The 12,828-nt window shown below is 71.9% G+C and carries 8 protein-coding genes; 6 read left to right on the plus strand and 2 right to left on the minus strand.

Going from position 1 to position 12,828, the window contains the following annotated elements; translation table 11 throughout:
- Positions 1-3 precede the first annotated feature (3 nt).
- Entirely contained in the window at positions 4-1,218 is a 1,215-nt protein-coding gene (locus ABJI51_RS30620) for an AI-2E family transporter (RefSeq protein ID WP_348954515.1), read from the minus strand.
- A 105-nt stretch (positions 1,219-1,323) separates the two neighbouring features.
- Between ABJI51_RS30620 and ABJI51_RS30625 the strand changes: the two genes are divergently transcribed.
- Positions 1,324-1,809, plus strand: coding sequence for a hypothetical protein (locus tag ABJI51_RS30625; RefSeq protein ID WP_348954516.1), 486 nt, complete (start codon positions 1,324-1,326; stop codon positions 1,807-1,809).
- A gap of 171 nt (positions 1,810-1,980) precedes the next feature.
- Here the strand turns inward: ABJI51_RS30625 and ABJI51_RS30630 are convergent, their stop codons facing one another.
- Positions 1,981-3,939 (minus strand): hypothetical protein, encoded by a 1,959-nt coding sequence (locus ABJI51_RS30630; protein ID WP_348954517.1) that lies wholly within the window; start codon positions 3,937-3,939, stop codon positions 1,981-1,983.
- Between the two features lie 209 nt (positions 3,940-4,148).
- Here ABJI51_RS30630 and ABJI51_RS30635 point away from each other — a divergent pair, with 209 nt between their 5' ends.
- The 5 genes from ABJI51_RS30635 (at position 4,149) to ABJI51_RS30655 (ending at position 12,826) form a co-directional block, all read left to right on the plus strand.
- On the plus strand, positions 4,149-5,309 hold the full coding sequence (locus ABJI51_RS30635; protein WP_348954518.1) for an ROK family protein: 1,161 nt from the start codon (positions 4,149-4,151) through the stop codon (positions 5,307-5,309).
- A gap of 155 nt (positions 5,310-5,464) precedes the next feature.
- Positions 5,465-6,442: a carbohydrate ABC transporter permease gene (locus ABJI51_RS30640; protein ID WP_348954519.1), complete on the plus strand. Its 978-nt coding sequence runs from the start codon at positions 5,465-5,467 to the stop codon at positions 6,440-6,442.
- A gap of 25 nt (positions 6,443-6,467) precedes the next feature.
- On the plus strand, positions 6,468-7,307 hold the full coding sequence (locus ABJI51_RS30645; RefSeq protein WP_348954520.1) for a carbohydrate ABC transporter permease: 840 nt from the start codon (positions 6,468-6,470) through the stop codon (positions 7,305-7,307).
- Between the two features lie 24 nt (positions 7,308-7,331).
- On the plus strand, positions 7,332-8,642 hold the full coding sequence (locus ABJI51_RS30650) for an ABC transporter substrate-binding protein (RefSeq protein WP_348954521.1): 1,311 nt from the start codon (positions 7,332-7,334) through the stop codon (positions 8,640-8,642).
- A gap of 8 nt (positions 8,643-8,650) precedes the next feature.
- Positions 8,651-12,826 (plus strand): glycoside hydrolase family 38 N-terminal domain-containing protein, encoded by a 4,176-nt coding sequence (locus ABJI51_RS30655; protein WP_348954522.1) that lies wholly within the window; start codon positions 8,651-8,653, stop codon positions 12,824-12,826.
- Positions 12,827-12,828: the final 2 nt, after the last annotated feature.

Raw genomic sequence — 12,828 nt, forward strand, 5'->3', positions numbered from 1 at the left:
CCGCTACCGGCGGGGCGCCGACAGCAGCGCGTCCGCCCACTGCGCCCGCGGGTCGACGTCCACCAGCAGCGCCTTCACCAGCAGGGTCGCCGGTACCGCCAGCACCGCGCCGAGCGGCCCGAACAGCCAGGTCCAGAACACCAGCGCGAGCACGGTGACCAAAGTGGACAGTCCGACCGAGCCTGCCACGAACCGCGGCTGGATCAGCGACTGCACCACGAAGTTGAGCACGGCGTAGACGGCGAGCACCACGAGCAGGGAGCGCCACCCGCCGTCGAGGAGGGCGATCAGCGCGGGCGGGGCCACGCCGATGACGAAACCGATGTTGGGCACGTAGTTGGTGACGAAGGCCAGCAGCCCCCACAGCACGGCGCCCGGGACGCCGAGCAGGGCGAGCGCGGCGGTGTCGAGCGCGGCCACCAGGCCGCCGAACACGGTCGTCACGCCCAGGTAGGTGCGGGACCCGGCGGCGAAGCGCCGCAGGGACGCGGTGATCCACGGCCGGTCGCGGGCGATCAGGTCCAGCCGTTGCCCCGTCCAGGCCGACTCGGTGCTCAGGAACAGCAGCAGGGCCAGCAGGAACGCGAGGTTGGTGACCAGGCTGCCGACACCGGCCAGCAGGGAACCGGCCAGGCCGATCAGCTTCCCGGCGTCCACCGACGACAGCAGCTCGCGGACCTGCTGCGGGCCGCCGTGCACGAGGTCGTTCAGCCGGCCGGTGTAGCGGGGGAGCAGCGCGGAAAGCTGCGCCAGCGACACCACGACCACGCCGAACACCGCGAACAGCGCGGTGTAGACAACGACGACCAGCGCGGTCACGGTCAGCCAGCGCGGCAAACCCCGGCCACGCAACCAGGTCCGCACCGGATCGAGGGTGATGACGACGACGAGGGCGAGAAACACCGGCCCGGCAAGCCAGGCAACCGCACGCAGCCCCGCCAGCACAACGACCGCGGCGGCGGCCCCCAGCAGCACGACGATCGCCCGGGGCAGCGGGCTGCCGCTGGCGGGCCCGCCGGGCGGTGGCCACAAAGCCGGTTGGGGTCGCGCAGCGGTGGACCGGATGGCGAGGCCGCGCAGTGGATGGCGCCTGGGGTGGCCGGTGCCCGTCGCTGCCCGGACGGGGAAGTCGGCGAGTCCACGCAGCGGATGCCGCCGGGCGTGGCCGGTGCCCCTCGCCGCCCGGGCGGGGAAGTCGGTGAGCGAAACTCGCACCATGCGGCACCCTCCCGTGGCAGGCGGAATCGGCCACCACACGGTGGCAGGCCGCGGCTGCCGGGAGGTCACCCGGAACGGGCGAACCCGCGGCGGTACCGTGCGAGCGTGCTCTTCATCCAGCCGTCCTACGGGACACCGGAAGCACGCCGGTACGGGCGGACGACCCTCGACCGGGCCGTCCCGTTTCGGGACGACCTGCTGGATCCCGACGACCTCGCCCGCCTGATCGCCCTTCACCCGGACGGGCGTGCCCGGTTCTGGGGCGCCACCGAGAAACACGACAAGCGGATGGCCACCGTCGGGACCGGCGACGTCGTCCTGCTCACCGGTGGCAAGCACGTCCGGGCCACCGCCGAGGTGGGACACAGCTTCCGCAACCCCGCCTTCGCCCGCCGGCTGTGGAATCCGGACCCTGGCAAGTGCGTGTGGAGCAACGTCTACAGCCTGCGCCGCTACCGGACGCTCGCCCTGCCGTACGAAGCGATCTGGGCGTTGCCCGGCTTCACCGCCGGGGACAACTTCATGGGCCTGCGGTTCCTCGACGAAGCCAGGTCGGCCGCGGTCCTGGACCTGCTGCGCTCAGCACACTGAAGGGCCGGGTCCGCGCACGGACCCGGATCTACGGATCGGTCTCCGCGTGCTGAAAGGCGCTTTGCCTGCATCTGCCGCGACGAAAGGCCCGTTCGGGAGACCTCGAAAGCGAACGAACACGCGTCGGGTGTGCCCGCCGGGCCGGAATCACTCGCTCAGGTAGTTTCCCGTTTATCCGCCGAAACGCAGGACCGGCTCCCCGCCCGCGTCGCCCGCGGGCTCGCCGACGAAAACCGCGAACCCCGGTGCCTCGATCACCACGCCATCCTCCGCGGCTCGCGTGCCGACGGTGAAGGGGACGTCGTCGTGCGGGCCGTAGCGGACGGCGAAGACCGCGAGCCCTGGCGGGGAATCCGGCAACGGGCCCGCGAGGACGTGGTTGGTGTCGGTCACCCGGCGCCAGCCCGAGTCGGGATTGCCGTAGCCACGCGGGTCGTCGGCCAGGGAGAACGCCAGCTGCTCCTGCGTGAGCCCGATCGTCTCCGCGCTGTTGAAGCCCGACGGCCCCGCCGGTGGATTCACCACCCGCAGCGCCGCGCCCGACGTGATCGCCAGCCGTCCCGCCAGGAGCGTGCCCGCGGTCGGCAGCACTGCCCCGGCGGCTCCCAGGTCGAACGACGCCCCGCCGGGCTCGGCCACCGTGACGATCTTGCGCTGACCCTCTTCGGTTTCCTCGGTGTAGGGCAGCCCGGCGAGGAACTCGGCGTCGGCGGCAGGCATGACGGCGAACAGCGTGATCCGCCGCCCGTCGGAGACGCTCAGCTGCTGGACGCTCAGCATGACCTGATCCCGCGTCACCACCGCCTTCGTCACCAGCTGGGCGAGGAAATCCCCGTGGCGCGCCTCGCCGATCCGGACCGGGCCCAGCGGACGCGTCAGCAGCGTCCGGTGCCCGTCGGGGTAACGCAGGAGCGGCCCGATCCCGTGCTGGCCCGCCACGACCGACTCGATCACCACCGCCCGCGCGGCGTCGATCAGGTACGGCGTGTGGTTCGCCGTCAGCGACACCGACGTCTCGCCGTGACGCAGCGAATACGGCGTCACGGCAGGGGAGTGGGCACGGTGCCACCGGCTGTCGTCCTGGTACAGCCACACGGTCGTGAACGCGAAATGCCCGCTCGGCGCGCCGCTCTCCGCCACCGGGTAGTACGAGACGCGGCGGTCGGCGAGGTAGCGGCCCAGGTCGACGCCGACGTGCTCGCTGAAGTACCGCAGGCCCAGCCGTCCTTCGGCACCGCAGTGCTGCTCGCTGTAGCGGGGACCGCCGAAGTCGAAGCCGCGCGCGGACAGGCGGCAGTCGAGATAGCGGGCGATCTCCGCGCCGTCGTCGAGGAACAGCCGGTCGCCGGTCACCCGGTGCGCCTGCGCCAGGAACGACAGCGAGATCGGCAGGTAGTTCTGGTCGTGCCCGGCGCCGTGCTCCAGGGGCAGCCGGAAGCCGCGGTCGGTCACCCGCGCCGGGCGGATCACGTCGGTGTACAGCCGCATGGCCGTCGTCGTGACGTGGGTGGCTTCGCGGGCACGCGACACCGCGGCGAGGTGACGGCCCAGCATCAGGCCCGCGACGACCGCGCCGATCGCCTGGTTGGCCGTCTGCTGCGGATTGACCATGCTCGCCTCGGTCAGCCACCGCCAGTACCCCAGCGCCAGCTCGGTCACCTCGGCGTACTGGCCGCCGGTCAGCAGGCCCTCGCCCAGCTCCAGGACGTTGACCGCGTGCAGCATCGCCCACACCGTGCTCGGCCAGTCGCCGAACGGGTGCTCGCCCTCGCCCGGCATGTACCGCGCATACGGCAGGCCGCTGTGGCGCACGCGCAGGAACGGCTCACCCGGGTTGTCGGTCCGGAACACCCGATGGCGCAGGAAGAAGTCGACGCCCCGGCGCACGGCGGGGACGAACTCCGGATCGACGGGGGACAGGCGCCGCCAGGCCAGGCAGAGCAGGGACACCACGCCCAGGCCCATGTCGCCGAGGTCGTCGTCGGCGGCCGGATCTTCGAAGTTGCCGTCCGGCTGCTGCGCGGCGAGTGCGGCGGCGACGGCCTCGGCGAGCACGGCGTCGAGGCGGGCGGGGTCGTCGGGCAGGTCGTGCGCGCTGGCGTGCTGGCTCGGCAGCAGGATGGGGTCCATCCGCTTCGCAGCCTCCCTGCCGCCCTGGGCCACCAGAGCCGGTCGAGTTGGTCAGGAAGCGCTTTCCGTCCGGAAAACGATGATGCGGCTGGGACCCGCACTTGGTTAAGTAGTAAACAAACGAACCCGCACGTTGTCAACGGGCCCGGGTCCCCGGCTCCCGTGCCCGGCGCGGATTCGACGGTTTCACCGCGAGAAAGCAGGTGCAGATGGCGAAAACGGGCATCGGTGACCGCGCGGGCGAGGTCTTCGCCGCGCTGGCCGCCGCCGGGCAGGCCACCCGGCCGCAGCTCGCGGTGGCCTGCGGGCTGTCGAAACCGACCGTGTCGCTGGTGATGGCCGAACTGGAGACCGCGGGACTCGCCGAACACAGCGGCACCTCCGCCGGCGCCACCGGGCGCACCGCGGCGGTCTACCGGCTGGGGCCGCGGGCCGGTTACGTCCTGGCCGTGGACCGGGGCTCGACGCAGGTCGCCCTGCGCGCGACCCGGCTGGACGGGGAACTGCTCGACGAGGACCACACCTCGCGGCCCGCGGACGCGGCCGCGATGGTCGAAGCGGTGCTGCGCCGCGGGAAAACCCGCGGTCCGCTGCGGGCCGTCGTCGTCGCGGTGTCCGATGTGGTCTCCCCGCCCGGCCGCGGCGACCCGGCCATCATGGCTCGCGTCCGCGACGCCGTGGCCTCGCTCGGGCTGCCGGACGGCGCGGCCGTGCACACCGAGAACAACGTCAACTGCGCTGCCCTCGCCGAGCTGGCCGAAGGCGCCGGTGCCGCCCACGACAGCTTCGTGTTCCTGCAGGTCGGCGTCGGAATCGGCGCGGGCATCGTGCTCGGCGGGCAGCTCGTGCGCGGCGCCAGCGGCGCGGCCGGGGAGGTCGCGCGGCTGGCGTACCCGTGGGCGGCCGACCGGACGCCGGTCCCGGAAGGACTCGAAGCGCAACTCGGCTCGCGCGCACTCCTGCAGCGGGCTCGCAGCCGGTGGCCGGGTCAGGCCGCAGCCGATCCGGCGCCCGGCTCGCGCGCACTGCTGCAACGCGCCCGCACCGATCCGGCACCGAGAACCGCGGCCGCGTTGTTCGCACTGGCCGAGAAGGGCCACCCGGTCGCCGCGGAACTCGTCGCCGAACACGCCGAAGCCGTGGGCAACCTGGCCGCGTCGATCTGCGCGGTCGTCGACCCCGGCCTGGTGGTCCTCGGCGGCGGAGTGGGCCGCAACCGGCTGCTCCTGCCCGGCGTCGTCGCCACCGTCGGCAGGCTGAGCTGGCCGACCGAGGTCGTCGTCAGCGAGCTGGGCGCCCGCGCGACCGTGCTCGGCGCCGCGCACCTGGCCCGCGAACGCGGGATCCGCGCGGTGGTGACCGAAGGGTGACCAGCCGCCGTTGACAGCGGCGGGGGCCCTGCCTAGAGTGCCGGAAAGCGCTTCCAGCTCCCTGGGACGGAACCACTGGAACCGCGTGCGTCGGAAGAGGTACGGCGGTGCCCTCGCGGGCCCGCCGGTCCACGCTGGAGTCCCGGGAGCAGAGCATGTCGCCGTCAGCCCACCCCGTCGTCCACGGTCGTGCCGAAGAAGCCGCCGCGCCTCCGGCGGCACCGGTGCCGAGCGGCCCGGCGGTGCGCCGTCGCCGGAAACGGCACAAGGACAACCGGGCGGCGTACGCCTTCCTGTCACCCTGGTTCCTCGGCATCTTCGGCTTCGTCCTGATCCCGATGGGCTACTCGCTCTACCTGTCGCTGACGAAGTTCGACCTGCTCAGCTCCCCGCAGTGGATCGGCTTCGAGAACTACCTCGCCATGTGGCACGACGAGAAGTTCCTCCACTCGGTGAAGGTCACGCTCACCTACGTCGTCTTCTCCGTGCCGCTCAAGCTCGCGGCCGCGCTGCTGGTCGCCGCCGCGCTCCACCGCGGCCTGCGCGCGCTCGGGTTCTACCGGTCGGTGTTCTACCTGCCCTCGCTGCTCGGCGCGAGCGTCGCGGTGTCGGTCATGTGGCGGCAGATCTTCTCCCAGCAGGGACTGCTCAACCAGGTCCTGAGCCTCTTCGGTGTCCGCGGCGCGGACTGGATCGGCGACCCGCGGTTCGCGCTGTGGACGCTCGTGCTGCTCTCGGGCTGGCAGTTCGGGACGCCGATGCTGATCTTCCTCGCCGGGCTCAAGCAGATCCCGAAGGAACTGTACGAAGCGGCCGAACTGGACGGTGCGGGCCGGTTCCGGATGTTCTTCCGGATCACCATGCCGATGCTTTCGCCGGTGATCTTCTTCAACCTGGTCCTGGAGACGATCAACGCGTTCCAGACGTTCACCCCGGCCTACGTCGTCAGCGGCGGGCTCGGCGGGCCGATCGACTCGACCATGCTCTACACGCTTTACCTCTACCGCAAGGGTTTCTCGAGCCTGCAGATGGGCTACGCCTCGGCGATGGCGTGGGTCCTGTTCGTCGTGATCGGCCTGTTCACCGCCCTCTACTTCGCCTCGTCGCGGCGCTGGGTCACCTACGCCGACTGACCACCCCACGGCCGAAAGGACCGAGATGGCCACCAAGACCACGAAGTACCACTGGCGGGCGCACACGGTGCTGATCGCCGCGGTCGTCGTGATGATCTACCCGCTGGTGTGGCTGGTCGGGGCGTCGTTCAAGCCGGAGAACCAGATCTTCAGCACGCTCGACCCGATCCCGTGGCACTTCACCATCGAGAACTACCTCGGCGGCTGGACCGCGACCGGGACGTCGTTCACCGTCTACCTGGCCAACTCCGCGACTATCGCGGTCTGCGTCGTGATCGGCAACGTCGTGTCCTGCTCGCTGGCCGCGTATGCGTTCGCCCGCCTGGACTTCGCCTTCCGCAGGCTGTGGTTCGGGCTGATGCTCGGCACGCTGATGCTGCCGTTCCAGGCCACGATGATCCCGCAGTACACGATCTTCTACAAGCTGAACTGGATCAACACGTTCCTGCCGCTGGTGGTGCCGCAGCTGCTGGCGTTCGACTCGTTCTTCATCTTCCTCATGGTGCAGTTCATCCGCGGCATCCCGCGGCAGCTGGACGAGGCGGCGGCCATCGACGGCGCCGGCCACGCGCGGATCTTCTTCTCGGTGATCTTCCCGCTGCTGCGCCCGGCCCTGCTCACCACCGCCGTGCTGACGTTCATCTGGACGTTCAACGACTTCCTCCGCCAGCTGGTGTACCTGTCGGACAAGTCGCGCTACACCGTCCCCTTGGGACTGAACTCCTTCATCGACCGGGCGAGCGGTTCCAGCTACGGCGGAATGCTCGCGATGTCGGTGGTCACCCTCGTGCCGACCGTCGTGGTGTTCCTGGTCTGCCAGAAACGCCTGGTGGATGGCGTGGCCAACACCGGAATCAAAGGTTGAACCCCGCCAGAAAGTGAGACCGCTATGCCACAGCACCTGTCCAGGAGAGGATTCCTCGGGATCGCCGGTGCCGGCGTCGCCTCGGCCGCGCTCGCCGGCTGCGGGTTCGCGCCGCCGAGCAGCAGCTCCGGTCCCGCGAACAACTCGCTGACCTTCCGCTGGTGGGGCGGCAACGCCCGCAACGACGCCTACCAGAAGGCCGTCAAGATCTTCACCGAGAAGACCGGCATCACCGTCACCACCCAGTACTCCGGGTACGACGGCTACTTCGACAAGCTCAACACCGAGTTCGCCGGCGGCAACCCGCCCGACCTGTTCCAGATGGACACCGCCTACGTCAGCACCTACGCCGGCCGCGGCGTCCTCACCGACCTGGGCACGTACATCCCGGGCACGATCGGCCTGGACACCCTGTACGCGCCGGTGCGCACCGCGGGCGCGGTGAAGGGCAAGACCTACGGCGTCCCCTCCGGCTCCGGCAACGCCCCGGTGCTCTACGACAAGACGGTCCTCGACCAGCTCAAGATCCCCGCCCCGACCAACGACTGGACGTGGCAGCAGTTCGGCGAGATCGCCGGCGAGATCTCCAAGGCGTGGGGCCCGAACAAGTACGGTGCGCTCGACTCGTCGAAGGACGACTCCGGCGCGCTGCAGCCGTGGCTGCGCCAGCGCGGCAAGGACCTCTACACCCCCGACCAGACCCTCGGGTTCGGGCCGGACGACCTGACCGAGTGGTTCACCTTCTGGGACGGGCTGCGCAAGTCCGGCGCGATCTGCCCGCCGACGCTGCTGAGCAACACCGACGCCGCCACCGGCAACCACCCGCTGATCACCGGCCAGATCGCCATGGTCACCGGCTGGGGACTGGCCCAGATGCAGCCGCTGACCCAGCACGAGCTGAAGCTGGTCGTCGTGCCGAGGGCCAACGGCAAGACCGGCCAGGCGCTGTCCGGCGGCGTGCTGCTGTGCATCCCGGTGAAGAGCAAGAACCCGGAAGGCGCGGCGAAGCTGATCAACTTCTTCCTCAACGACGACGACGCGATCAAGACGATGAAGCTGCAGCGCGGGCTGCCGCCGTCGGACAAGGCGAAGAACCTCCTCGCGCCGAGCGCCACCGCACCCGAGAAGGCGGACATGGACTTCGGCGAGTACGTCGCGGCCGAGGTCGCCAAGGACGGCCTGCCCACCGCGCCGACCGCGCCGCCGGGCTACGGCGACGTCAAGACCGCGCTCGACTCGGCGGCCAAGCAGATCGCCTTCGGGAAGACGTCCATCAGCGCCGGGGTGACGCAGTTCTTCAGCGACGCCAAGGCCGCGCTCGCCGCCGCCAAGTAGGGAGCAGCGTGCGCATCACCGCAGTGCGGGGCACCGACCTGTTCACCGGCTCCGCCGCCGCGGCCCGCCAGGTCGTCCGGGTGAGCCTCACCGGCTTCCCGGGGACCCCGGTCCGCGTCCGGGTCGAGGGCAAGCGGGTGCGCACGCCCGAGCCGGTCACCGCCGGCGTCGGCCCGGACGGCGTGACCGTCGAGGTCGGCGTGGTCTTCTCCGCTCCCGAAGGCTCCACCCACCGGGTCACCGTCGTCGCCGAGTCGGGACCGGACCGCGTCACGGCCGAGGCCGACCTCGTCGTCGCGGAAACCGGCTGGACGATGTGGATGGTCTCGCACTTCCACTACGACCCGGTGTGGTGGAACACCCAGGCCGGGTTCACCGACACCTGGCTGGACCTGCCGCTGGCCCAGGAAAAGCGGATGCAGTTCCAGCGGTCGGCGTTCGACCTGGTCCGCGCGCACCTGGAGGCCGCACGCGACGACGAGGACTACCGGTTCGTGCTCGCCGAGGTCGACTACCTCAAGCCGCACTGGGACACCTTCCCCGAGGACCGCCGCGACCTGCTGCGGTTCCTGCGCGACGGCCGGATCGAGCTGGTCGGCGGCAACTACAACGAGGCCAACACGAACCTGACCCACCCCGAGTCGACCATCCGCAACGCCGTCTACGGCATGGGTTTCCAGCGTGACGTCCTCGGCGGCGACCCGCGCTCGGCGTGGATGCTCGACGTCTTCGGCCACGACCCGGCCTACCCCGGCCTGATGGCCGACGCGGGCCTGGACTCCAGCGCGTGGGCGCGCGGGCCGTGGCACCACGTCGGCGCGAAGCGGCACACCGGCGACATCGGCCGGATGCAGTTCCCCTCGGAGTTCGAATGGATCTCCCCGAGCGGGCGCGGGCTGCTGACCGCCTACATGGCCGACCACTACGTCGCCGGCTGGGGCATCGAGCGCCAGGACACCCTGGCCGAGGCGATGGAGGAGGCCTACCGGCAGTTCAGCACCCTGCGCCAGGTCGCCGCCACACGCAACGTGCTGCTGCCGGTCGGGCACGACCACAACATCCCGTCGCGGTTCTGCACCGAAATCCACCGCGCCTGGAACGCCCGGTACGTCTGGCCGCGGTTCGTCGTCGGCCTGCCACGGGACTTCTTCGCCGCCGTCCGCGCGGACGCGACGGCCCGCCGGACGTCGATCAGCGTCCAGACCCGCGACATGAACCCGGTCTACACCGGCAAGGACGTCTCCTACATCGACACCAAGCAGGCCCAGCGCGCCGCCGAGGTCGCGGTGCTCGACGGCGAGCGCGCGGCCACCCTCGCCGTCCTGCTCGGCGCGCGGTACCCGCACGAAGCGCTGGACAAGGCGTGGCGGCAGCTGGTCTACGGCGCCCACCACGACGCGATCACCGGCACCGAGTCCGACCAGGTCTACCTGGACCTGCTCACCGGCTGGCGCGAAGCGGCCGACCTCGGCGGCGAAGTCCTCGACGGCGCCCTCGCCGAACTGGCCCGCCACGCCGACACCACCGGGGACGGCGTGGCCGTCTTCGTGCTCAACACCCTGTCCTGGACCCTGGACGCGGTGACGACGGTGACCGTCACCGGGCTGACCGGCGCCCGCGTGGTCGATCCGGACGGACGGCCGGTACCCGCGGTCACCGACGCGGTGACCCGCCACCCCGACGGCTCGCCCGCCGAGATCACCCTGAGCTTCCTCGCCACCGGCGTCCCGTCACTGGGCTACCGGGTCTACCGCGTCCTCGACGCCGAGGACGTCCCTCCGAAGTGGACACCGCGGCCAGGACCGCCGGTGATCGCGAACGACGTCTTCACCGTCGAAGCCGACCCGGCCCGCGGCGGCGCACTCAACCGCGTCCACGACCGGCGGACCGGCCGGGAACTGCTGCGCGACGGCGGTCTCGCCGCCGGGCTGGTCGTCCAGGAGGAACACGCCGAGCACCCGGTGTGGGGCGAAGGACCGTGGCACCTGCTGCCGAAAGGCCCCGGACACGGGCCAGGCGCGGCGGCGGTGGTCGTGGAGACCAGCCCGCTGGGGGAGCGGCTCGTCGCGGCCACCACCCTGGACGACCTGCGGATCACCCAGCGCACCACGCTGTGGCACGGAGTGTCGCGAGTGGACGTCCGCACCGAGGTCGACGGATCGCTGGGCCGGGACCGGCTGCTGCGGGCCCGGTTCGACTTCGCCGCACCCGGCGCGCTGCCGGTGGCCGAAGTCGGGTTCGGGGCGATCGGCCGGTCGTTCGGCTTTCCCGACGTCGACGCCGCCGAACATCTGTGGACTTTGGACAGTCCCGCGCACGGCTGGGCCGGGCTGTCGGCTACCGCCCGGATCACGCTCACCCACGACGACGGCACCCAGGCCGTGCACGCCATCGGCGTCGCCGAAGTGGTGGAGCCGGTTGCCCCGGGACCCGAGGTGCGGGCGCTGGTGGCGGCACTGGCCGCGAAGGGCGTCACCGCGACGTGCACCCGGCCGCCCGGACCCCGCTACGGTGCCCTCGACGCCGACTCCAACCTGCCCGACGTCCGGATCGTGCTGGGCGGGGACAATCCGTTCGCCGCCGAGGTGTTCGCGGCGGCCGGGCCCGCGTACCGCGCGGCGTTCGAACGGCACGGCCGGGTGTTCGTCCCGGCCACCCGCACCCGCCGCCAAGCCTGGGTGCCCGACGCCGACCTGCGCGGCCCGCGGGACCTGCCGGTGCTGGTCATCGGGGACGTCGAAGCGGTCACCGGCGAGCTGGGCGCGCACGCCACGATCGCCGTGCGCGTCCCGGACGGGCTGGACGGCACCACCGAACCGCTGGACAGCTACTCCGTCGCGGTCGTCAACCACGGCACGCCCGGATTCGTCGCCGACCCGGCCGGTACGCTGCACCTGTCGCTGATGCGGTCCTGCAGCGGCTGGCCCAGCGGCGTCTGGATCGACGGCGAACGGCGGACCGCGCCGGACGGCTCCAGCTTCGCCTGGCAGCACTGGACCCACACCTTCGACTTCGCCATCGTCGCCGGGCCGGGGGACTGGCGCGACGCCGGTTTCCCGCGCCACGCCCAGGAAGCCGTCCATCCACTTCGGACCCGGGTGGTCCCTTCGGACGGCGGGACGCTGCCGTCCACGCTGAGCCTGGTCGCGGTCGAACCGGCGGACGTCCTGCTGACCGCGGCCAAACCCGCGGGCAACCCGCTCGCCTCCGGCGCGCCGCCCGGCACCCCGGACGCGGTCACGCTGCGCGTGTACGAATCGGCCGGGTCCCCGGCCACGGCGTTCGTCACCCTGCACGGCGGAGTGCGCGCGGCCTGGCGCACCGACCTGCTCGAAGAACGCGGCGAACCGGTCAAGGTCGACGACGGGCGCGCCCGCGTCGAGCTGGGAGCCGCGGACGTGGCGACCCTGCGTCTCGAACCCGTCGCGCACAGCCTGCCGAGCGGCCGGGAGATCGTCCGGGCCACCGAACCCGTGCAGCCGGTGCACACCCGGTACTGGCTGCACAACACCGGACCGGCCCCGGCAGGCAACCTGCCGGTCAGCGTCCACGTCACCCCGCCACGGCTGCGGCTGGGCGACGACGGACGGGCCCGGTTCGACGTCACGGTCAGCGGCAGCGGCCGCCGGGCCCGCGGCCGCGTCGAGCTGGACCTGCCCCCGCAGTGGCGGATCGAGCGGGCCCCGGACCTCGGCTACGACCTGGAACCGGGGGAGCACGCCAGGATGACGGTCGACGTCAGTGGCCCGCAGGCACCCGGCCGGTACCTGCTCGCCGCCCGGATCACCGACGAGCACGGCCAGGTCCTGGAGGACACGGCCGAAATCCTTGCCGGGCCGCCGCCGTCGCGCGACGACCTCGTCGACGTCGGCCTGCCCACCGAGCCGATCACGGTGAAACCGGGCGGCAGCGCGGAACTGGTGGTGTCGCTGGCCAACCTCGCCGCGAGCGAGATCCGCGGCGGCGTCGCGGCGATCAGCCCGTTCGGCACCTGGGCGGGCGAGGTGACGATCGGCCCGCGCGCCCGGCCGTTCCGGCTCGCCGCCGGCGAGCACGGCACCGCCGGGGTCACGATCCGCGCCGCGCCCACCGCCCGGCCCGGTGCGCACTGGTGGGTCCTGGTCCGGGTGACCGCGCACGGGCGGGTCTCCTACAGTCCCGCTGTCGAAGTCCGGATCGAGTGAAT

The sequence above is a fragment of the Amycolatopsis melonis genome (assembly GCF_040064235.1).
Classification (GTDB): domain Bacteria; phylum Actinomycetota; class Actinomycetes; order Mycobacteriales; family Pseudonocardiaceae; genus Amycolatopsis; species Amycolatopsis melonis.